We start from the raw sequence: 20,313 nt of genomic DNA on the forward strand, positions 1-20,313 counted from the left end.
TCCGGACCCCTCCGACCTGCGGTAACACCGGGCGCACGGAAAAGCCCGGCCCGCCGGTGACGGCGGGCCGGGCCTCTTGTTCCTGTGGTGCGCCTTCGGTCTGTCCGTACGGTCAGCCGATCTCGGCACCGAACGCCGAGAGCGCCTCCGGCACCGGCTGGAAGAAGGTCTCGCCACCCGAGGAGCAGTCACCGCTGCCGCCCGAGGTCAGACCCAGCGCGGTGTCACCGGCGAAGAGCGAGCCGCCGCTGTCGCCGGGCTCGGCGCAGACCGTGGTCTGGATGAGGCCCTCGACGACGTCGCCGCCTCCGTAGTCCACGGTGGCGTCGAGCGCGGTGACCTCACCGTCGTGCACCTGGGTGGTGGAGCCGCTGCGCGAGACCGCCTGGCCGACGGTCGCGTCGCCCGCCTGCGCGATGGCCTGCGTGCTGCCGTCGTACAGGTCGACCTCGCTCGGGTGCTCCGTGGAGCCGGTGTACTTGACGAGCGCGAAGTCGTTGCCCGGGAACTGCGAGTCCACCATGGAGCCGATCTCGGCGCCGCCGGCGGAGTCGGACCAGGAGCTGCCCGTCGTACCGCAGTGGCCCGCGGTGATGAAGTGCGGCTCGCCGCCGACGACGACGTTGAAGCCGAGGGAACAGCGGCCACCGCCGGAGTGGATGGCCTCGCCGCCGGCTATGAACTTCTTGAACTCCCCGGCGGTCTTCTTCAGTTCGGCCTTGGCACCGAGCTTCTCCACGGCCTTGGTGAGCTTGTTGAGCGCGGCACCCTTGACGGTGCTGTCCGCCGTGACGACGACCTTGTTGGTGACCGGGTCGACGGCCACGGCCGTGCCGGGGGTGCTCGCCTTGCCCGTGAGGGAGCCGCGGGCGTCCTTCAGCTCGGCGAGGGAGTGCGCCACGACCTTCGCCTTGGCGCCCGCCTCGCGCACGGTCTCGGCGGCCTTCTCGTCCACGACGTTGACGACCAGGGCCTTGGTCTTGCTGTCGTAGTACGAGCCGGCCGCGTCGCCGGCCAGGTCGCCGACGAGGCTGGATGCGAGCTTTCCGGCCGCCGGCGCCGACAGCGTCTTCGCCGTGGTCGCGCCGGCGTCCTCACTGGCGTTCGCAGTCTGGAAGGAAATCCCGGCCACGACCATGGCGGTGACGGCGCTGCTCGCGATCGCCACGCGCTTCCTGGAAATGCGACGGTGCTTCAACTGATACCTCCTGTGGGGGCCGCGTCATCGCATGTGGGGTGCGGTGACACGGAGGACGAGGCGCCCACTATTCCTAAACTCGCCAGTAGCACACAAGGTCGACTTCAGGACGTGCACACGGCGGGTTCATTTCCTTTTCAACCCGGTCACGCGGGGAGGTCAGAGTCCGGCCGTTCCATTCGTGAACACTCGGTGCAATCACGGGGTCGGCAGCGGGTGAGGACTAGTCCTGTCTTGAAACAGCCCCTCGGGTCCGGGAGTTCGCCCCGTTCGCACGGTCCCGGAACGGCCCGGGGACGCCCCGGAGAAGATCCCGAACCACCCCGTGAACGCGCCGAGTCCCCGCCCGGAGCTCACGGGCGGGGACTCTTGTCAGCGCTGTTCGGCTCGGCCCGTCAGGCCGGCCGGGCGGTGCTCGGAGGTGCTCAGGTGATGCTGACGCCGTACGCGTTCAGCGCTTCGACGACCGGCTGGAAGTACGTCGTACCGCCGGAGGAGCAGTTGCCGCTGCCGCCCGAGGTGAGGCCGATCGCGCGGCTGCCCGAGTAGAGCGGGCCGCCGCTGTCGCCGGGCTCGGCGCAGACGTTGGTCCGGATCAGGCCCGAGACGATGTCGCCGCCACCGTAGTTGACCGTGGCGTTGAGGCCCTGGACGCTGCCGCTGTGGGTGCCCGTCGTGGAGCCGCGACGGGTCACCGACATGCCCACCGTGGCGTTGGCCGCGCTGGTGATGTTGATGCTGCCGACGGTGCCGGGACGCGGGACCGAGGCGTTGGAGTAACGGACGATGCCGTAGTCGTTGCCCGGGAAGCTGGAGCCCGCCGTCGGGCCGATGAGGGTGGTGCGCGCCGAGTTGGTGTACCAGTTCGGGTTGCCGTCGGTGCAGTGCCCGGCGGTCAGGAAGTAGTCGGTGGTGCCGCTGCGCACGTTGAACCCGGCCGAGCAGCGACCGGTGGGCGAGTAGATCGCGTCGCCGCCGGAGAGAAGCTTGGAGAGCTTGCCGGGGGTCCGCTTGATCTGCAGGGCGCCTGCGTTGGCCCCCGCCTCTGCCTTGATCTCGGCGATCTCCGCCTTGCTGACGGTGGAGTCCGCCTCGACGACGAGAGCGTTCGTCGTCTTGTCGACGTACCAGGCGGTGCCCGCCACGTCGGCACCCAGGATGGCGTCGCTCGCCGCTGTGAGCTGGTTCGCACTGAAGGTCCCGGCCGTGTCGGCGCTCGCCGTGGGGACGGCGAGTGCCGCGGCGGCGACGAGACCGGTGGTGATGGCGAGCAGACGCGTACGTCTCGCTATACCACTGCGGGGGGTGGTGCGCTTGATCCTCACGTGTGGTTCCTCCGAAGGAATCTGGGGCCTGATTGGGGTGGTCCGGCCCGTGAGGCGCAGTCAGGGATACGTCCGCATTCCGGATGTGCCGTGCCCCTGACAAGCGCTGAGGGGAGTATTGGGTGAGCCAACCAGCCGCGCAAGGGCTCCTTCCAGCCACCCTCACCGGCCGGAATGTCACTTACCGTCTTGAAATCGCTGATCGCTTCTGGATCCCGCGGTGCCCACATGCCGGGACGGCCCCGGTCCGCACGGAGCGGACCGGGGCCGTCCAACGACTCGGGCGCACTCAGCGGACGACCACGCTCCGCTCCCCCGCCGGGATCTCGAAGGGCAGCGTGTTCCCGGGTGGCGGGAAGGGGCAGATGAAGTGCTCGGCGAAGGCGCACGGCGGCAGCAGCAACCGGTTGAGATCGACCGTCACCGTGCCGTCGCCGGCCGGCGGGGACGGCCGCAGAAAACGGAAGCGATAGCTGGTCAGGCCACTGGTCGCGTCGGCGAGGACCGCCCAGAGCGACCCGTCGGGCTCGACGGCGGCCTGGAGCGTGTGCTCCGTACCGTCGACGGGGAAGGCCAGTTCACCCGCGAGCCCGAGTCCGCGCTCGCGCCCGTCGGCGTTCCCGACACGCACGGTGCGGCTCTGCGGGTACGGCCGGAAGCGGCCCGGCAGCACCCAGCGGTCGTCGTACGGCGTGGCCTCGACGGTCCTGAACTCCCTGCGCGCCGGGGAGTCCGGGTCGAAGTCACGTACCGCCCAGAGCCCTTCACGGCGCATGACCACCAGTCTGCGTCCGCCGTGCGCGACCCGGGACTCACCGATGGGGCCCCGGTCGGCGGTCAGAACGGCCTCACCGGTCAGCGGCCGGCCGTCGACCGTGATCCCGTCGTCGGCGCCGGCGGTCACTGACACGCCGTCAACACGCTCCCGCCATACGCCGGGCACGGCCGGAATTCGACCTTCCGGGTACTCGGAGAGCCAGTGGGTTCCGGTGAGCGAGAGCGGTCCGTGCGGCGCCGAGACCGAGGCGATGCGGCGTTCATGCCAGTTCTCCCAGTTCCGCACGGGATCCGGGTCGATGTCTGTACTCATGCCGACGCAGCCTTCCACACGCGCCGGGGCCGGGACTCAGCAGCTGCAGTCGCAGCAGTCACAGCAGTCGCACGAATCACAGTCCCGGCAGCAGCCCTCGCGCTTCTTTCGCGACCACGGGCCCTCGTACTCCTTGGCGCAGCAGAGCTTGCAGGTGCAGCAGAGGCCGATCGCCACCGCGCAGCCGGCCCAGAAGCCGCGCCGCTCCGGCCGCCGGGGCGGCTGGGGAAGCGGGTCGGGTCCGGGGCCACCGGGACCACCGGGCGCGCCGCCGCCGTAGGGATTCCCGCCCCCGTAGGGATTGTTCGAGCCGTACGGGTTCCCGCCCTGCCCACTGTACGGATTGCCGCCGCCCTGGACGCTCGCCTCCCCCTGGTGCGAGCAGGACGGTGTCCCGAAGGCGCGGTCGACCGAGGTGCGCAACTCGTGCGCGAGCAGCACGTGCGCCAGCTTGTCGTCGACGAACTCCGCGTCGCGCAGCGCCAGCCTGATGCCGTGCCGCGCGTCGTCCGCGAGCCTGCGCGCCTCGGCGAGTGAGGTCCCGGTGGCCGTGAGCGGGTTCCAGGAACCCGACTCGGCGTCGGCGGCCCGGTCCTCCACGGCGTCCAGCAGATGCGCGAGCCGCCCGAAGAGCCGGCCCGCCTCGGCGAGCGGCGCCGTGTTGGCCGGCCGGCCCGCGAGTACGGCGGTGTGCGCGAAAGCCGCGGCCGTCGCCGTCTCGGTCGGTTCGGTGACGGTGAGCAGCGAGGTACCCGGTCCGGCGAGCGCCTCGATGCCGGTCTGCCGGTCGACCGCGTCGACGAGCACCGCCGTGTCGAAGCCGAGCTCCGCGCCGGTACGCGCGCCCGCGCGGTCCCAGCCGCCGGCTATCCGGCGCGCGGCGACCGCCATCGGACGGCGCTTCAACACCCCGTCCCCGTCGGCGACGTGGTCCCGCACCTTGGCCGAGGCGAGCACCAGGGAGACGGCCGCCGCGAGGCGCGCTCCCTCGCCTTTCGCCACCGGGGCGGTTCGCATACCGCGAAGTGGGCAGGGGCCAGCTGTGCGGCGCCATCCGGTGGCACGCTCGGACTGAGCCTCCGTCAGAACGGAGACGATCAGGCCGTCGTAGTTGGTGACGATGCGGGAGAACTGTCCGTGATCCGAGCGAAGTGCCAGGCAGAGCCCGCACAAATGAGCCATCCACTCGGTCTTGAGGCCCTCCGAGAGCCGGTGGCTACAGGGCCTGACCATTCCGAACACGACGGTTCCCCCATGAGTCGTTCGACGGTGCGTCAGGCATCGTATCGAGCCATCGGTTTCACCCGTACGTCCCCACCGTCACCCGTCTGGCCGGACTTTCATATTTTCAGTACATCAGGGCCCGTATGCAGGAAGAAACCTGACGAATCACCATATCTTCTGCACCAGTACCGTCACGAATCCCCTGCGCGGCGACAATCCACTTGGCGCGCAATCCGCATCATGGACGACCATAGGGATGCGGAACCACAAGCGACCGCGGTGAAAGGAGGCGTCCATGGGATCGGTGCGCAAGGCGAGTGCCTGGCTGGGCCTCGTTGAGGACAACGACGAGCGTTACTACGACGACGAGTACTCCGAGGGTGCCGAGAACAACGACACCTGGAAGACCGATCCGCGTGTGCGGATCGCCGCCGAGGCCGCTCCGGAACAGGAGCGCAGGATCGCCACCGTCACCCCGGAGAGCTTCCGGGACGCGCGTGGGGTCGGCGAACTCTTCCGCGAGGGCGTCCCGGTCATCCTGAACCTCACCGCGATGGAGCCCGCCGACGCCAAGCGCGTCGTCGACTTCGCCGCCGGACTGATCTTCGGTCTCCGCGGCTCGATCGACCGTGTGGCCACCCGGGTGTTCCTGCTGACCCCCGCCGACACCGAGATCGTCAGCGGGGAGTCCCAGGCACACCAGCGGGACGGCTTCTTCAACCAGAGCTGAGCGAGGCGCTCACCGGGTCACCCCCGGTCACCGGAAGGCATCGAGACCGGTGAGTGCCTTGCCCAGCACCAGCTGGTGCATCTCGACGGTGCCCTCGTAGGTGAGCACCGACTCCAGATTCGTCGCGTGCCGCATCACGGGATATTCGAGCGAGATCCCGTTGGCCCCGAGGATCGTGCGCGAGGTACGGCAGATCTCGATCGCCTCCCGCACATTGTTGAGCTTTCCGAAGCTGACCTGCTCGGGAAGGAGCTTCCCCGCGTCCAGACGCCGGCCCAGATGGTGCGCGAGCAGGATCCCCTTGTGGAGTTCGACCGCCATGTCGGCGAGCTTGGCCTGCGTGAGCTGGAAGCCGCCGATCGGCCTGCCGAACTGTTCACGGTCCTTCGCGTAGTCCACCGCCGACTCGAAACTGGCGCGTGCCGCGCCCATCGAGCCCCAGACGATCCCGTAGCGGGCGTGGCTCAGACAGCTCAGGGGCCCGCGCAGACCGGTGACCTCCGGGAGTACGGCGTCGGCGGGGAGCCGCACCTCGTCCATGACCAGTTCGCTGGTGACCGAGGCCCGCAGCGACCACTTGTGCTTGATCTCGGGAGCGGAGAAACCGGGGCTGCCGGCCGGTACGAGAAAGCCCCGGATCCCGTCGTCCGTCCGGGCCCAGACAACGGCGACGCCCGCGACCGAGCCGTTGGTGATCCACATCTTGCGGCCGGTGAGCACCCAGTCGGTGCCGTCGCGCTTGGCGTACGTGCGCATCCCGGCCGGGTCGGAGCCGTGGTCGGGCTCGGTGAGACCGAAGCAGCCGATGATCTCGCCGGCCGCCATACCCGGCAGCCAGCGCTGCTTCTGCTCCTCGGAACCGAACCGGTGGATCGCGTACATGGCGAGGGAGCCCTGCACGGAGACGAGCGAGCGGATCCCGGAGTCGGCGGCCTCCAGCTCCAGACAGGCGAGTCCGTACTGGACGGCGGTGGCGCCCGCGCAGCCGTAGCCCTGGAGCGACATGCCGAGCGCTCCGATGGAGCCCAGCTCGCGGCTCAGCTCGCGGATGACGGGCAGCTCACCGCGCTCGTACCACTCGGCGATGTGCGGCATGACCCGGTCTGTGGCCCAGGAGCGCATCGTGTCGCGGACGGCCAGCTCCTCGGGGTCCAGCAGATCGTCGATGCCGAGCGGGTCGCGCGGGTCGAAGGGCGGACGTTTCGAGGAGGACGGCTTCGGGGCTGAGGGTGCGGACATGTGGCTGCCTCCGGCGGCTCGCGGATGTCGGTGCGCGGTGTCGTTCGCGGATGTCGGTCCGCGGTCGTCGATCCGCGGACCCAGTAAAACTAGCAGCGCTAGTTAGGCTCCGCGCCGACATTACGGCGCAGGGCCGCCGCCCGTCCAGACCCGCCGTGGCGCGCGGCGCTCCGGCCCCCGGGGGCCGCGGCCCCGACCGCCGTACCGTCGCGCGGTGCCGGTATGTCCGCGCTCTCCCCGCGGGGCGGCGCACCGCAGTCCATCACCCGGGGCAGCCGCAGCGCCGCCACCGCGCCGAGCAGCAGCAGCCCCGCGCTGACCAGGAGCGTGACATGCAGACCGTGCACGAAGGAGTGACGTGCCGCGATCCGCAGGGCCTCCCCCGCCGGACCACCGAGCTGGGCGGCCACCTGGTAGGCCTCCCCCAGCGAGTTGGCGGCGGCCGTCCCCGCCGCCTCCGGGACCCCGTGGACCGAGCCCGACGACAGGGCGGGCGCGTAGGCCGCGTTCATGACGCTGCCGAGCAGCGCGATGCCCATCCCCGCGCCGAGCTGGTAGGACGTCTCCCCGATGGCGGCGGCGCCACCGGCCTGCTCGGGCGGTGCCTCGCTGAGCATCGACTCGTACGCCCCGAAGAGTGTGGACTGCAGACCGAAACCGAGCAGCACGAACGCCGTCGTCAGCAGCCCCGGCCGGTCGTGCTGCCCCATCATCACCAGCAGCAGCACGGCGCCCGCGGTCAGGACGAACCCGCAGGCGACCATCCGGCGCGGGCCGACCCTGCGCAGTGTGTACGAGCCGGTGGCACCGGCCGCTATGGCCGCGAAGGTGAGGGGCAGCAGGCGCAGTCCGGTCTCCAGCGGGCCGAGACCCAGCACCAGCTGGAGGTACTGGACGGCGATCAGCTCCAGGCCGACCAGAGCGAGCATGGCGAGCACGATGCAGCCCACGGAGGTGGAGAAGGTCGGCCTGGTGAACATCGTGACGTCTATGAGGGGATGTTTCCGGCGCCTCTGCCGCCGTACGAAGAACGCCACCAGGACCGCGCCCAGCAGCAGCGGCCCGAAGGTCTTGACGTCGAGCATCGACGCGCCCGCGCCCAGGCGCTTGACCCCGAGGACGACGCCGAGCACACCGGCCGCCGCCAGCAGCGCGCCGACCACGTCCCACGGGCCGTCGCAGTCGCCCTTCGACTCGGGCAGCAGGAAGCGGGAGACCGGGAGGATCAGCGCCATCAGCGGCACATTGATCAGGAAGACGGAGCCCCACCAGAAGTGCTCGACGAGGAATCCGCCGAGGACCGGTCCCGTCGCGGCGCCGACGGCGGCGACCGCCGTCCAGATGCCGATCGCCATGGCGCGCTCGCGCCGGTCGGGGAAGACCGTACGGAGGATGGAGAGTGTCGCGGGCATGATCATCGCGCCGCCGATGCCCAGCAGGGCGCGTGCGGCGATCAGTGTCCCGGGAGAGTCGGCGAAGGCCGCGGCGACCGAAGCGAGCCCGAAGATCCCGTAGCCCATGAGCAGGACCCGCCGGCGGCCGATCCGGTCGCCGAGCGTGCCGAAGAGGATCAGCAGCGCCGCGCAGACCAGCGGGTAGGCGTCCACGATCCACAGCAGTTCGACGCCGCTCGGCCGCAGGTCCTCGGTGACGGCGGGGACGGCGACGTGCAGCACGGTCGCGTCGAGCGCGACGAGCAGCAGACTGACGCAGAGTACGACCAGGACGGCCCAGCGGTTGACGTCACCATGGGCACCCCCGCCGACGGCGGCACGCAGCCGCGCTCCGGCCGTGGTGGTCCCGGACATCTGACTACCTCCCAAAGAAGACCCTCGCGCTCGGCGGACCGGGCGGGACTTGCGACGACATGTCCCAGGGGCGGCCCGGCATCGGCGGGCGAGTGCGCGGACAGCGTACGCGAGTTCGCCTGCCGGGAGCGTGGCCCATCTCACCTCGACGAACGTCGAAGTGTCGCGCACGCCGGCGGACGGCGTACGCCCGGGGGGTCACCCCGGTGCGGTCAAGCCTCGGTCAAGCGGTCGGAAAATTCCGTGCGACGCCACGGTGAACTAATTCTGTTGTGCACAAAGACACTTACCGGGGTCCCGCCACGAGCAATAGGGCACAAGGTCACTTGAAATTGCGGAACGGCCTCGGATAAACAGCGATCCGAGACACACTCCACATCACATCGTCATCACAAAGAGACTGGAACGACCGAGTCGGCCGTTCACTCGCTGTAACGTCGATTGGGTGCGTACCGACATCTTCGCCCGACTGGACCGGGAGCCGGAGCCGCCGAAGATAGAGATCCCGCGGATGAGCCGTACCCGCGCGACCCTCTTCGGCGGGACTTTGGCGTTCTATCTCGCCATCGTGGTCGCCGTTCTCGCCTCGTCCTGGCTGGTGACACTCGACTGGAAGATCATGCTGTTCCGGCCGTACCAGCAGTGGCAGCAACTGCACGCGTTCCTCGACTACTTCGTGGTCCTCGGCCAGCGCGGCCCCACGGCCGTGATGATCGCCGCCTGGCTGGGCTGGCGGTCCTGGCGCCAGCACACACTGCGTCCACTGCTGGTTCTCGGAGCCTCGCTGCTGCTGCTCAACGTGACCGTGGGGGCGGTGAAGCTCGGCCTCGGCCGGCTCGGCCCGCACTACGCGACGCAGATCGGATCGGCCGAACTCTTCGCGGGCGGCGACATATTCCCCTCCGGCCACACCGCGAACGCCGTGGTGACGTGGGGCATCCTGGCCTATCTGGCGACCACGCCGCGGGCCAGGCGCTATCTGTCGATCGGCTCGTCCGTGGTCGCCCTCGGCGTCGGCGCGACGACCGTGTATCTGGGCACGCACTGGCTGAGCGACGTCCTGCTCGGCTGGGTCGCCGGTCTGCTGATCCTGCTCGCCCTGCCGTGGTTCGAGCCGACCATCGGCCGTACCGAGACGGCGGTCTTCGCCCTGCGTGAGCGGTGGCGCGCGAGCCGCCGGACGGTCTCCGAGCCGGTTCGGGCCGACGGCCCCTGGCCCGTGATAGTCCCTCAGCTCCCGGCACAGGAGGACGAGGACGCCGGCCGCTCGAAGGTCTCCACGGCCCACTCGGGACGCGGCACGGCCGGCCGGAACACCACCGCGCAGCTCACCCAGCCCCGGCCACACGCCACAACGCGCTCCGAGCGGACCCCGATGACCCCGGCGGGCAGCCGCCGCCCGCCGCGCTCCAGGCCCATGACGGGCGGCTGACCGGCGGGGCACGACCGCGAAGGGCCCCGGCGCCGGTGCGCCGGGGCCCTCCCCTGTCCTGACAAGTACGCCTGAACGCGCGGATATCGCCCGTCCGGCTGGATCAACCCAGCCAGCAGCGAATGACGGTGTCGTTCTCGACCTCGAAGTTCAGCCGCCCCTGGAGGTACTCCAGGGTGATGATGGCGCCCGGCGGCAGCGCCCTGACGGTGGTCCAGCCGCGCTCACGCGCGATCCGCTCGGCCTCGGGGGCGGCGAGGCCCACATAGGAGTCGGGTGCGTCGTCGGGCTGTGCCGGAGGTGTCGGTATCGATGCCATGCGACTCAGCCTAGGCGCTTCGGGCCGTCGCGGCCCGGTCACGCGGGCGACGGCGGACGGTGACGGAAGGGCGGCCTCCGGCGGCTCTCCCGTCACCGCCCCCACGCACTTGCGTACGACAGCGGTCACACTTGTGTCACAGGATCACGACACTTGTTCGGCCACTCCCGCTCGCCTTCGGACCGTTGTTCCCACATCGGCCGTAAGTAAGCGATAAGCAATTCGGCCGACTCGAAGATCACCCTATTTTCCACGTCCGGAATTCCCCCGTTCGACCGTCCGCCGGTATTTGACACGCCGTACGGAATTCACCTCTTCCCCGCACGGTCCTCGGCGGTACGACACCTTCCGGATGGCCGCGGACGGTGCCGTTCCGGTGTTACGGGACGTCTCCCAGAGCCCGGGAAAGGCGGTCCCGCGCCGTCCTCATGTGCTCGGTCAGCTCCACCGGCTCGACCACCTCGAAGTCGATACCGAGGAGCATCACATGGATCACCATCACGTCGAGACCGCCCGCCCCGGTGCGCAGCAGACAGCTGTGCTCGTCCACCGGCTCCAGCACGCCGGCGGACGGCGACACCAGCTGCGCCGCCTCCGCCGCCGACGCGTGGAGCCTGATCACCGCGGACGAGGCGTAGACACGGGTGGAGACGCCCTCGGAGACATAGGCGGCCAGATCGTCCGTGGGCGGTTCGCGGGGCGGGAAGCGCGGGCCGTGCGGGGGCCTGGGAGTGATGCGGTCGGCGCGGAACGTACGCCAGTCGGCACGGTCCAGGTCCCAGGCGACCAGGTACCAGCGGCGCTCGGTGCACACCAGCCGGTGCGGCTCCACGGTGCGGCGGCTCCCGCAGCCGCCGTGGTCCAGGTAGTCGAAGCGCAGCCGCTCGCCGTCCCGGCAGAGGTTCGCCAGCTCGGTGAGGACGCTCGCCTCCACCGTCGGACCGGGGCCGCGCAGCATGGGGACGGTGAAGGCGTTGAGCGCGCCGATCCGGCGCCGCAGCCGGCTCGGCAGGACCTGCTCCAGCTTGGCGAGCGCGCGCACGGACGTCTCGCCGATGCCGTCGACACCGTTGCCCGCCGCCGTACGCAGCCCGACGGCCACGGCGACGGCCTCCTCGTCGTCGAGCAGGAGCGGCGGCAGTTCGGCGCCGGCGCCGAGCTGGTAGCCGCCGCCGGTGCCGGGGCTCGCGTTCACCGGGTAACCCAGCTCACGGAGCCGGTCGACGTCGCGCCGTACGGTGCGCGGCGTCACCCCGAGACGTTCGGCCAGATCCGGGCCGGACCATTCACGGTGGGCCTGCAACAGGGAGAGCAGGCGGAGCAGGCGGGCCGAGGTCTCCAGCATGCGTCGATTCTGACAGCCGTCGAGGACAGGTACTGTCCGCGAAGGGGCCGCTCGACGCCTTCAGTCCGCGGGGTCGAGCCGTACGCGGAGGTTGTTGTCGCCCGAGTAGCAGGGGGCGGCCAGCCAGCCGTCCGCCCGGTGCGCCGGGTAGACGTAGACGTTGCCGCGGTCCCAGACGTCGTCGAGGATCCGCGCGAGCCGGACGGCGGACGCGCCGTGCCGGGGCAGCAGCCACAGGTCCCACAGCTGCCGCGACGTCACGGGCCGCTCGGCCAGCGTGGCGTACGGCAGGGTGAAGGTGAAGTCGCCGCCCGCGCCGCCGGTCACGGGCACCCGGTGCGTACGGGACGCCGTGCCGCTCTCGCGGGGGCCGACGCCGAGCCGTGCCTCGGCCGTCGCGCCGTGGCCCGGCTCGGCGCCGTACAGCACGCCCCGCACGGTCATGGCGCCGTCCGCGAGGTGGATCACCCCGGCCTCCGCGTGCGGTGCGCGGACCCAGCAGCGCAGCGCGAGGCGGCCGTCGGCGGTCGGGTACGGGACCCGGACGGCGACGGGGCCCTCGCCCGGCACCCGGTCGACCAGCGTGCGCACGTCCCTGGTGCCGGGGCGGACGGGCTGTCCCTCGCGGTCGCCGCGCCCGGCGACATGGACGATGTCCCAGCGGCCCTCGGCGAGCGGGGTGGCGTGGTCGAGTACGGCGCGCCGGCCGGTCAGCCGCAGCCGCACCTCGTCCGCGGGCGTCCTGCCGCCGCGTCGGCGCAGCACCAGCTCGGACGCGGCCGCGGGGTCACCGGGGGCTCCGGCGAGTTCGAAGACGACGGTGCCCGCCGCGTCGGCGGCGCAGTGCGCGGTGGGGGCGTTCACCCGGTTCTCCCTCTGCGGACCGCCGCCGCCAGTTCGCGCACGGTCCGCGTTCCTCCGGCGAGGAGGCCGTGCCCGCGCCGTACGGTGCCGATGACCGCCTCGCGCGGCCCCGCCTGCCGGCGGCCGCGGGCGACCAGGGCGGCGAACAGTTCCTCGTGGCGTTCGGCGATCCGCGCCGGGTCGAACCGGGCGGACGACTCGATGGCCGCCAGCCCGGTGCGCCGCCGCAGTTCGTCGTCCTCGATCAGCGCGAGGAGCCCGTCGGCGATGGCGTCCGCGTCCCCGACCGGCACCAGCCGGCCGTCGACCCCGTCCTCGATGATCTCGCCGGGCCCGTGCGGGCAGTCCGTGGAGACCACGGGTACGCCGCAGCGCATCGCCTCGACGATGGTCATCCCGAAGGATTCGAGGCTCGAAGTGACGGCGGCGATCGAGCCCTTGACCCACTCGGGCTCCAACGGGTTGGCCGTGCCCATCAGATGGACGTGGTTGTAGAGCTCGCGCTCGTCGATCAGGGCGCGCAGCGCGGCCCGTTCGTCGCCGGTCGCGTCGCCCGCGCCGTAGATCCGCAGCCGCCAGTCGGGCCTGGCGGCCACCACCTGGGAGAAGGCCCTGATCAGCAGGTCGTACCGCTTGACCGGGGTGAGCCTGCCCGCCGCGACGACGCATCTGCCGGTGGAGTCGGCGGGGGCGACGCCGGGCGCGGGCACGCTGTTGGGGACCGCGTCGATCCGCACGCCGGGCAGGCGCAGCCGGGAGCGGTAGGCGCGCGCGTCGGCCTCGGTCACGGTGGTGACGGCGTCGAGCAGCATGTACCGGTGGGCGATCTCGCGGCGCAGCCGGTGGCTGTGACTGTCCAGGGTCAGGTGTTCCTGGCCCACCCGGACGGGGCCGCGCCGGGTCTGCCGGGCGATGTGGCAGTTGAGGCCGGGACGGGTGCCGACGACGACGTCGGCCGTCAGCGACCGCAGGTGCTCGGCGATACGGGTGTCGGTGAGGCGGCTGTACTGCTTGTGCCGCCCGTCGCCGCGCGGGAAGACCGCGGCGGGGCGGTCGATGTCGGGGTGTCCGCCGTCGTAACCGCCGCTGTCGCGGCGCAGATCGACGAGATGGCGGAGCAGGACGCCCTCGGGGGCGCCGAGCGTGGGCTCGTCGCGGTGGCGGAAGACCGAGACGATCTCGACGTCGTGCCGCTCGGCGAGCGCCCGCGCGAGATTGAACGTGGTCCGGATCGTTCCGCCGACCCCGAACGCGTTGTGGAGCAGAAAAGAGATGTGCATGGGACGCGGTGTCTCCCCGGTTCTCCCTCGGTTTTCCCTGATCGGCCTGGGGGGCGACTGTAGGCGGGCGACCCGCCCTTCCCGCCGCACCCGCGACGCGCGCCGGGGTCCTCGGGCGGTGCCCGGCGCGGCCCCGCGCCCGCGCCACACGGCGGCGGGGACCCCGGCCGGGCCGCCGCGGAGCGGCCGGAAGCTTCACCCGTATGTGCGAGCGCCGGGAGCGGTGCGATTCGTCCTGCTTCGCGCGTGACCCCTGCGACGGCTGACCCGTTGTCTCTTTACGAGCCGGGAACAGCCCGGCCCACGCACCGAGTTCGAGGAGCCAACCGTGCCGCGCATGCTCGACGTCAGCGAAGACGTACGCGCCGAGATCGGCGACGAAGAAGCCGATCGCCTGCTCGTCGGCGACAACTCCCCGGGCAGCTACGACTGCACCTCCTGCCGTACCCCGGGCGACTCCGAGACCGAGCGCACCAGCACGGTGCTGTTCATCGGCGAGGAGACCGCCGTCCTGGCCTTCGCACACGCCACCTGTATCCCCTCCCAGGTCGTCAAGGTGGCCGAGGACCAGCTCCAGGGCGCGGTCCGCAGCATCACCGGCGGGGACCCCCAGGCGCGGGGCGCCGGCGGCGAGCAGGCCGTCCTCGGTGTCACCAGCGGCCTGGTCCTGATCGACAACCAGCTGCACCCCGCCCTCGTCGTGGAACCGACCGGTCCCATCGCCCGGCCCGGTTCGCCCGGCTCGCAGGACGAGTTCCTGCCGCTCCTCGCGGAGCAGGGCTTCCGGCCGGTCGCCGATCTGAGCCGGGTCCCTGCCACGCTGTCCGGCTGGTCGGTGCTGCTCGCCATGGGCCAGCTGCACGCGGTCCTCCAGCCAGGCACCGGCGGTGGCACACCCGTCGCCTGGTGGCAGGCGCATCAGCCGCTCCAGGTCACCGGCGACTGGCGGGCCGCCGCCAACAAGTCGCGGACGGTCCTGGTCTTCGCCGCCCCGGTCGGCTCCATCGGCCAGCAGCCGCGCGAGGACCTGCTGCGCGACGCGCTGGACAAGGCGGCGGCCGACGGGCGTCTGGTCGCGGCGGCGATGCCGCTGGCCGGCACGTGACGGACGACGGGCAAGGCGCCGCGGAGGACCGCCGGGCCGGGGAGCGGTACGGGAGCCCGCACCGCGTCGGTGAACACCGCAGCGGTGAACACCGCGTCGGCGAGGGCCCCGACGGCGGCCGGCCCGTCGGGCAGCACCGCGGCGAGGAACGCCACGACGAGGAGCGGGACCGCTCCGGGGACCCGTCCCATGGCACCGGCGGCTCGGCCCCGCACCCGTCGCGACCAGCATTTTCGCGGGTCAGGCCGCATCCGACGGACGACGGGGTCGTTGGCTCCTACGTGCACTCATACGACCGTCCACGCCAGCAGTACCAGTCCCAGGTCCCCGCCATGCGCCCGGCCCAGGACCCCCCGGCCGGGTACTCGTCCGGATATTCGGCCACGCCGATCTACGACGCGCTGTACTCCGAATACCTGCGGTCGTTCAGGACGCTGCCGGGCGACCGCAGTGGCGAGGAGAATCTGGGCTTCACCGCCTTCGGTACGGGGATGCACGGTTCGTCCTCGGGACGGCAGTCCTCGTTCGGCAGTACGTGGCAGAGCGGCCCGCACTATCCGGGGGGCCGCGCGCAGGCGGCCCTGCCGCCGGCGCCCCGCCGGGGCCTGTGACCTCGGGTCGACCGTACGGAACATGCCGGTGGGCCCGGCGCGGATCCACTCCGCGCCGGGCCCACCGGCATGTCCGTCAGCCGCAGCGCGTCACTTCTTGCGACCGCGCTTCTCCCGCACCCGCACCGAGATGTGGATCGGCGTGCCCTCGAAGCCGAACTCCTCGCGGAGCCTGCGCTCCACGAACCGCCGGTAGCCCGCCTCGATGAAGCCGGACGCGAAGAGGACGAACCGGGGCGGCCGGGTGCCCGCCTGCGTACCGAACAGGATGCGCGGCTGCTTGCCGCCGCGGATCGGGTGCGGGTGCCCGGCGACGAGCTCACCGAGGAAGGCGTTGAGCCTGCCGGTCGGCACGCGTGTCTCCCAGCCTTCGAGAGCCGTCTCGATCGCCGGGACCAGACGCTCCATGTGGCGTCCGGTGCGCGCCGACACATTGACGCGGGGCGCCCACGCGATCTGCCCGAGCTCGGTCTCGATCTCGCGTTCCAGGTAGTAACGGCGCTCCTCGTCGAGGGTGTCCCACTTGTTGAACGCGACGACGAGGGCCCGGCCCGCGTCGACGGCCATCGTGATGATGCGCTGGTCCTGGACGCTGATGGACTCGCTGGTGTCGATCAGGACGACGGCGACCTCGGCCTTCTCCACGGCGGCGGCCGTACGGAGCGAGGCGTAGTAGTCGGCGCCCTCCTGGAGGTGGACGCGGCGCCTGATGCCGGCCGTGTCCACGAACTTCCAGACCGTGCCGCCGAGTTCGATCAGCTCGTCGACCGGGTCACGGGTGGTGCCGGCGATCTCGTTGACGACGACGCGCTCCTCGCCCGCGACCTTGTTCAGCAGCGAGGACTTGCCGACGTTCGGGCGGCCGATGAGCGCGATCCGGCGCGGGCCGCCGATGGCCGTGCCGAAGGTCTGCTTCGGGGCCTCGGGCAGCGCTTCCAGTACGGCGTCGAGCATGTCGCCCGTACCGCGGCCGTGCAGCGAGGACACCGGGTGCGGCTCGCCGAGGCCCAGCGACCACAGCGCCGTCGCGTCGGCCTCGCCGCTCTGGCCGTCGACCTTGTTGGCGCACAGCACGACGGGCTTGCCCGCGCGGCGCAGCAGTTTGACGACGGCCTCGTCGGTGTCGGTGGCGCCGACCGTGGAGTCCACGACGAAGACGACCGCGTCGGCGGCCTCGATCGCGTACTCGGCCTGGGCGGCGACGGCCGCGTCGAGACCGAGGACGTCCTGCTCCCAGCCACCGGTGTCGACGACCTTGAAGCGGCGCCCGGCCCATTCGGCCTCGTAGGTGACGCGGTCGCGCGTGACGCCTGGCTTGTCCTGGACGACGGCCTCACGGCGGCCGATGATGCGGTTCACCAGGGTCGACTTGCCGACATTGGGACGGCCGACGACCGCGAGGACGGGCAGTGGGCCGTGACCGGCCTCGTCGATCGCGCCCTCGATCTCCTCGGGGTCGAAGCCCTCGTGGGTGGCGAGCTCCATGAACTCCGAGTACTCGGCGTCGCCAAGCTCTCCGTGCTCGTCGCCGGAGTCAATGTGGTCGTTCATGAAGTCCGTACCTCGTTCATCGTGATCGGTGCACCGCGACAGCGCGTCGCACTACTCAAGTCCTGCCCGGCGCCCGGTGAGGCGCCTGGCGTTGTCCAGATGGGCGGTCAGCCGCTTCTGGATCCGCAGCGTGGCGTCGTCCATCGCCCGCCGCGTGCGCCTGCCGCTGCCGCCCGCCCGTCGCCCACCACCACCCTCGGGCGAGCTTCGCACCTCTTCTTCTTGCGCGTCGAACGCGTCCCCGAAGACGATGTCGACACGGCTGCGCAGCGGTGGCAGCGCGGATATCAGCCGTCCGCGGCGGTCCGTGCTCCCCAGCACCGCCACCGGGACGATCGGCGCCCCGGTCCGTACGGCGAAGTACGCGAGCCCGGACCGCAGTGAGGCGAAGTCCCCCTCGCCCCTGCTGCCCTCGGGGAAGATCCCGAGGACGCCGCCGCCCTGGAGCACCCCGAGCGCGTCGGTGACGGCGGCGCGGTCGGTGGTCTCACGGTCCACCTTCAGCTGTCCGATGGACAGCAGGAACGGGTCGAGCGGACCGATGAAGGCTTCTTTCTTGATCAGGAAGTGCACGGGCCGGGGCGCGGTGCCCATGAGCATCGGCCCGTCGATGTTGTGCGAGTGGTTGACGGCGAGGATCACCGGGCCGGTCGCGGGGACCCGCCAGGCGCCGAGCACCCGCGGCCTCCACAGGCCGTACATGAGTCCGATGCCGATGCCGCGGCCGACCGCCGCGCCCTTCGGGGACGGTGCGCCCTTCCGGGAGGGTCCGTTCACCGGGCCGCCCGCTTCTCCTCGACGAGGGTGACGACGCACTCGATGACCTGCTGGAGCGTGAGGTCGGTGGTGTCCACCTCGACCGCGTCGGCCGCCTTGGCCAGCGGGGACGTCTTGCGGCCGGAGTCGATCGCGTCCCGCTTGATCAGCGCTTCCCTGGTGGCGGCGAGGTCCGTCGCCTCCTTGCCCTTCAGTTCGCCGCTGCGGCGCGCGGCGCGCGCCTCCGGCGAGGCGGTGAGGAAGACCTTCAGGTCGGCGTCGGGCAGCACGGTCGTGCCGATGTCGCGGCCCTCGACGACGATGCCGTTGACGGCGCCGGCGGCGATGGAGCGCTGGAGTTCGGTGATGACGGCCCGTACCTCGGGGACGGCGCTGACCGCGCTGACCCTGGCCGTGACCTCCTGGGTGCGGATGGGGCCGGAGGCGTCCACGCCGTCGACGGTGATCGTCGGGTTCGACGCGTCGGTGCCGGAGACGATCACCGGCTTGTCGGCGGCCGTGGCGACGGCCGAGGGGTCCTGGATGTCGATGCCGTTGCTGATCATCCACCAGGTGATCGCCCGGTACTGCGCGCCGGTGTCCAGGTAGCTGAGACCGAGCTGGGTGGCCACGGACCGGGACGTGCTCGACTTGCCGGTGCCCGCGGGCCCGTCGATGGCGACGATCACGGCGGCCGGGGCAGTCCTGGCGGCGGTTGCAGCGGTTTCCACGGGGGCGGACACCTTCCTGGTTCACGGGGCGCGGAGTCGTACCCGAGGTGGTTCGCGGATGAGTCTCGGGACGTTCGGGGGGTCGTTTCCGGACGCCCAGACGTCAGTACGCCCCCGCACAAGGTTACCGAGTGCTGGGACCGCGCCTTACACCCCCGCGAAAGCCCGCCCGTGCACCCGCCGGGGGCGTGTCCCGGACACCGCCGTCACCACGCGGCCCTTCCGCCGTCACCAGCGGATCGACCAGCCTCGATCGCGCAGTGCCGCGCTCAGGACGGGGGCCGACGAGGGCTCCACCATCAGCTGCACCAGACCCGCCTCCTGTCCGGTCGCGTGCTCGATCCGCACGTCCTCGACGTTGACCCCGGCGCTCCCGGCGTCCGCGAAGATACGGGCCAGCTCGCCCGGCCGGTCGCTGATCAGGACGGCCACGGTCTCGTACGACGCCGGGGCCGCGCCGTGCTTGCCCGGCACCCGCACCCGGCCCGCGTTGCCGCGCCGCAGGACGTCCTCGATGCCCCGGGTGCCGCCGCGCCGCTCGGTCTCGTCGGCGGACTGGAGGGCTCGCAACGCCTCGACGGTCTCGCCGAGGTCGGCGGCCACGCCCGCGAGGACGTCGGCCACCGGCCCCGGGTTCGCCGTGAGGATCTCGACCCACATGCGGGGGTCGGAGGCCGCGATGCGGGTCACGTCGCGGATGCCCTGGCCGCAGAGCCGTACGGCGGTCTCGTCCGCCTCCTCCAGCCGGGCGGCGACCATCGAGGAGATCAGCTGGGGTGTGTGGGAGACGAGGGCGACGGCCCGGTCGTGGGCGTCGGCGTCCATGACCACCGGCACCGCGCGGCAGAGCGCGACGAGTTCGAGGGCGAGGTTCAGCACCTCGGTGTCGGTGGCGGAAGTGGGGGTCAGCACCCAGGGGCGGCCCTCGAAGAGGTCGGCGGTCGCCGCGAGCGGGCCGGAGCTCTCCTTGCCGGCCATCGGATGCGTACCGATGTACTTGCTCAGGTCCAGACCCAGCCCCTCCAGCTCGCGCCGGGGGCCGCCCTTGACGCTGGCGACGTCCAGGTAGCCGCGCGCGCTGTCCGCGCGCATCGCGGCAGCGACGGCCGTGGCGGTGTGGGCGGGCGGTACGGCGACGATGGCGAGGTCGACGGGGCCCTCCTGGGGCTCCTCGGTGCCGGCGCCGAGCGCCGCCGCCGTCCGAGCCCTGGCGGGGTCGTGGTCCACGAGGTGGACGGCGACACCGCGTCCGGCGAGGGTCAGGGCGGCCGAGGTGCCGATCAGGCCGGTTCCGATGACGAGCGCGGTTCTCACTGGGCGATGTCCTTGCGGAGGGCGGCCGCAGCGCCGAGGTAGACGTGCGCGATCTCGGACCGGGGGCGTTCGGACTCGATGTGGGCGAGGATGCGGACCACGCGGGGCATGGCGCCCGCTATGTCCAGCTCCTGCGCGCATATCAGCGGTACGTCGGTGATGCCGATGCCGCGCGCGGCGGCGGCCGGGAAGTCGCTGTGCAGGTCGGGGGTGGCGGTGAACCAGATGCTGATCAGGTCGTCCGCCCCGAGGCCGTTGCGCTCCAGGATGGCGCAGAGCAGCAGGGCGACCTGCTCGTCCATGTGTCCCGGCTCGTCCCGCTCCAGCTGGACGGCCCCTCGGACAGCTCGTACCGGCACGTCGTACTCCTCGTCCCGCTCAGTGATCGTGT

19 protein-coding genes are annotated in these 20,313 nt (G+C 71.6%); 4 read left to right on the forward strand and 15 right to left on the reverse strand.

What is annotated here, in order from left to right:
* Positions 1-112: 112 nt before the first annotated feature.
* The 4 genes from SSPS47_RS06050 to SSPS47_RS06065 all read right to left on the reverse strand — a co-directional run bounded on the left by SSPS47_RS06050 (position 113) and on the right by SSPS47_RS06065 (position 4,855).
* On the reverse strand, positions 113-1,198 hold the full coding sequence (locus SSPS47_RS06050) for a S1 family peptidase (RefSeq protein WP_164249315.1): 1,086 nt from the start codon (positions 1,196-1,198) through the stop codon (positions 113-115).
* A 425-nt stretch (positions 1,199-1,623) separates the two neighbouring features.
* The gene (locus SSPS47_RS06055; RefSeq protein ID WP_164249317.1) at positions 1,624-2,523 is read right to left on the reverse strand and encodes a S1 family peptidase; all 900 of its coding nucleotides are present in this window, start codon (positions 2,521-2,523) and stop codon (positions 1,624-1,626) included.
* A 289-nt stretch (positions 2,524-2,812) separates the two neighbouring features.
* Positions 2,813-3,613, reverse strand: coding sequence for a DUF1684 domain-containing protein (locus SSPS47_RS06060; protein WP_164249319.1), 801 nt, complete (start codon positions 3,611-3,613; stop codon positions 2,813-2,815).
* 36 nt (positions 3,614-3,649) lie between these two features.
* Positions 3,650-4,855 (reverse strand): DUF5685 family protein, encoded by a 1,206-nt coding sequence (locus SSPS47_RS06065; protein ID WP_203557792.1) that lies wholly within the window; start codon positions 4,853-4,855, stop codon positions 3,650-3,652.
* Between the two features lie 277 nt (positions 4,856-5,132).
* Between SSPS47_RS06065 and sepF the strand changes: the two genes are divergently transcribed.
* A complete protein-coding gene (gene sepF, locus SSPS47_RS06070) occupies positions 5,133-5,567 on the forward strand; it encodes a cell division protein SepF (protein ID WP_147877456.1) in 435 nt (144 codons plus the stop codon).
* A 27-nt stretch (positions 5,568-5,594) separates the two neighbouring features.
* Here the strand turns inward: sepF and SSPS47_RS06075 are convergent, their stop codons facing one another.
* Together SSPS47_RS06075 and SSPS47_RS06080 are read right to left on the reverse strand one after the other, a co-directional pair.
* Positions 5,595-6,806: an acyl-CoA dehydrogenase family protein gene (locus SSPS47_RS06075; protein ID WP_164249327.1), complete on the reverse strand. Its 1,212-nt coding sequence runs from the start codon at positions 6,804-6,806 to the stop codon at positions 5,595-5,597.
* Positions 6,807-6,904: 98 nt separating this feature from the next.
* Positions 6,905-8,614, reverse strand: coding sequence for an MFS transporter (locus SSPS47_RS06080; protein ID WP_164249329.1), 1,710 nt, complete (start codon positions 8,612-8,614; stop codon positions 6,905-6,907).
* Positions 8,615-9,059: 445 nt separating this feature from the next.
* On the opposite strand from SSPS47_RS06080, the gene SSPS47_RS06085 reads away from it, so the two are divergent.
* On the forward strand, positions 9,060-10,046 hold the full coding sequence (locus SSPS47_RS06085; protein ID WP_164249331.1) for a phosphatase PAP2 family protein: 987 nt from the start codon (positions 9,060-9,062) through the stop codon (positions 10,044-10,046).
* 103 nt (positions 10,047-10,149) lie between these two features.
* On the opposite strand, the gene SSPS47_RS06090 is transcribed toward SSPS47_RS06085, so the two are convergent.
* The 4 genes from SSPS47_RS06090 to SSPS47_RS06105 form a co-directional block, all read right to left on the reverse strand.
* Complete coding sequence (locus SSPS47_RS06090) at positions 10,150-10,365, reverse strand: I78 family peptidase inhibitor (RefSeq protein WP_078078062.1); 216 nt, start codon at positions 10,363-10,365, stop codon at positions 10,150-10,152.
* Positions 10,366-10,744: 379 nt separating this feature from the next.
* A complete protein-coding gene (locus tag SSPS47_RS06095) occupies positions 10,745-11,710 on the reverse strand; it encodes a YafY family protein (RefSeq protein WP_164249333.1) in 966 nt (321 codons plus the stop codon).
* 60 nt (positions 11,711-11,770) lie between these two features.
* Positions 11,771-12,574 (reverse strand): hypothetical protein, encoded by an 804-nt coding sequence (locus SSPS47_RS06100; protein ID WP_164249335.1) that lies wholly within the window; start codon positions 12,572-12,574, stop codon positions 11,771-11,773.
* Complete coding sequence (locus tag SSPS47_RS06105; protein WP_164249337.1) at positions 12,571-13,854, reverse strand: glycosyltransferase family 4 protein; 1,284 nt, start codon at positions 13,852-13,854, stop codon at positions 12,571-12,573. Before SSPS47_RS06105 ends, SSPS47_RS06100 begins: the two co-directional genes overlap by 4 nt.
* A 328-nt stretch (positions 13,855-14,182) precedes the next feature.
* On the opposite strand from SSPS47_RS06105, the gene SSPS47_RS06110 reads away from it, so the two are divergent.
* On the forward strand, positions 14,183-14,959 hold the full coding sequence (locus SSPS47_RS06110) for a hypothetical protein (protein WP_164249339.1): 777 nt from the start codon (positions 14,183-14,185) through the stop codon (positions 14,957-14,959).
* 281 nt (positions 14,960-15,240) lie between these two features.
* On the forward strand, positions 15,241-15,570 hold the full coding sequence (locus SSPS47_RS06115; RefSeq protein WP_164254405.1) for a hypothetical protein: 330 nt from the start codon (positions 15,241-15,243) through the stop codon (positions 15,568-15,570).
* 90 nt (positions 15,571-15,660) lie between these two features.
* Here SSPS47_RS06115 and der read toward each other — a convergent pair whose 3' ends face one another.
* From der to aroH, 5 genes are all read right to left on the reverse strand, one after another.
* Positions 15,661-17,121: a ribosome biogenesis GTPase Der gene (gene der, locus SSPS47_RS06120; protein ID WP_147877464.1), complete on the reverse strand. Its 1,461-nt coding sequence runs from the start codon at positions 17,119-17,121 to the stop codon at positions 15,661-15,663.
* 51 nt (positions 17,122-17,172) lie between these two features.
* Positions 17,173-17,823 carry a lysophospholipid acyltransferase family protein gene (locus SSPS47_RS06125; RefSeq protein WP_164254406.1) on the reverse strand — a complete coding sequence of 217 codons (651 nt, stop codon included), beginning with the start codon at positions 17,821-17,823 and terminating at the stop codon, positions 17,173-17,175.
* Between the two features lie 71 nt (positions 17,824-17,894).
* Positions 17,895-18,620 carry a (d)CMP kinase gene (gene cmk / locus SSPS47_RS06130; RefSeq protein WP_164249340.1) on the reverse strand — a complete coding sequence of 242 codons (726 nt, stop codon included), beginning with the start codon at positions 18,618-18,620 and terminating at the stop codon, positions 17,895-17,897.
* Between the two features lie 216 nt (positions 18,621-18,836).
* Entirely contained in the window at positions 18,837-19,922 is a 1,086-nt protein-coding gene (locus SSPS47_RS06135; RefSeq protein ID WP_147877466.1) for a prephenate dehydrogenase, read from the reverse strand.
* Positions 19,919-20,281 (reverse strand): chorismate mutase, encoded by a 363-nt coding sequence (gene aroH / locus SSPS47_RS06140; RefSeq protein WP_164249342.1) that lies wholly within the window; start codon positions 20,279-20,281, stop codon positions 19,919-19,921. Before aroH ends, SSPS47_RS06135 begins: the two co-directional genes overlap by 4 nt.
* Between the last annotated feature and the right edge of the window lie 32 nt (positions 20,282-20,313).

This window comes from Streptomyces sp. S4.7 (assembly GCF_010384365.1).
Classification (GTDB): Bacteria; Actinomycetota; Actinomycetes; order Streptomycetales; family Streptomycetaceae; genus Streptomyces.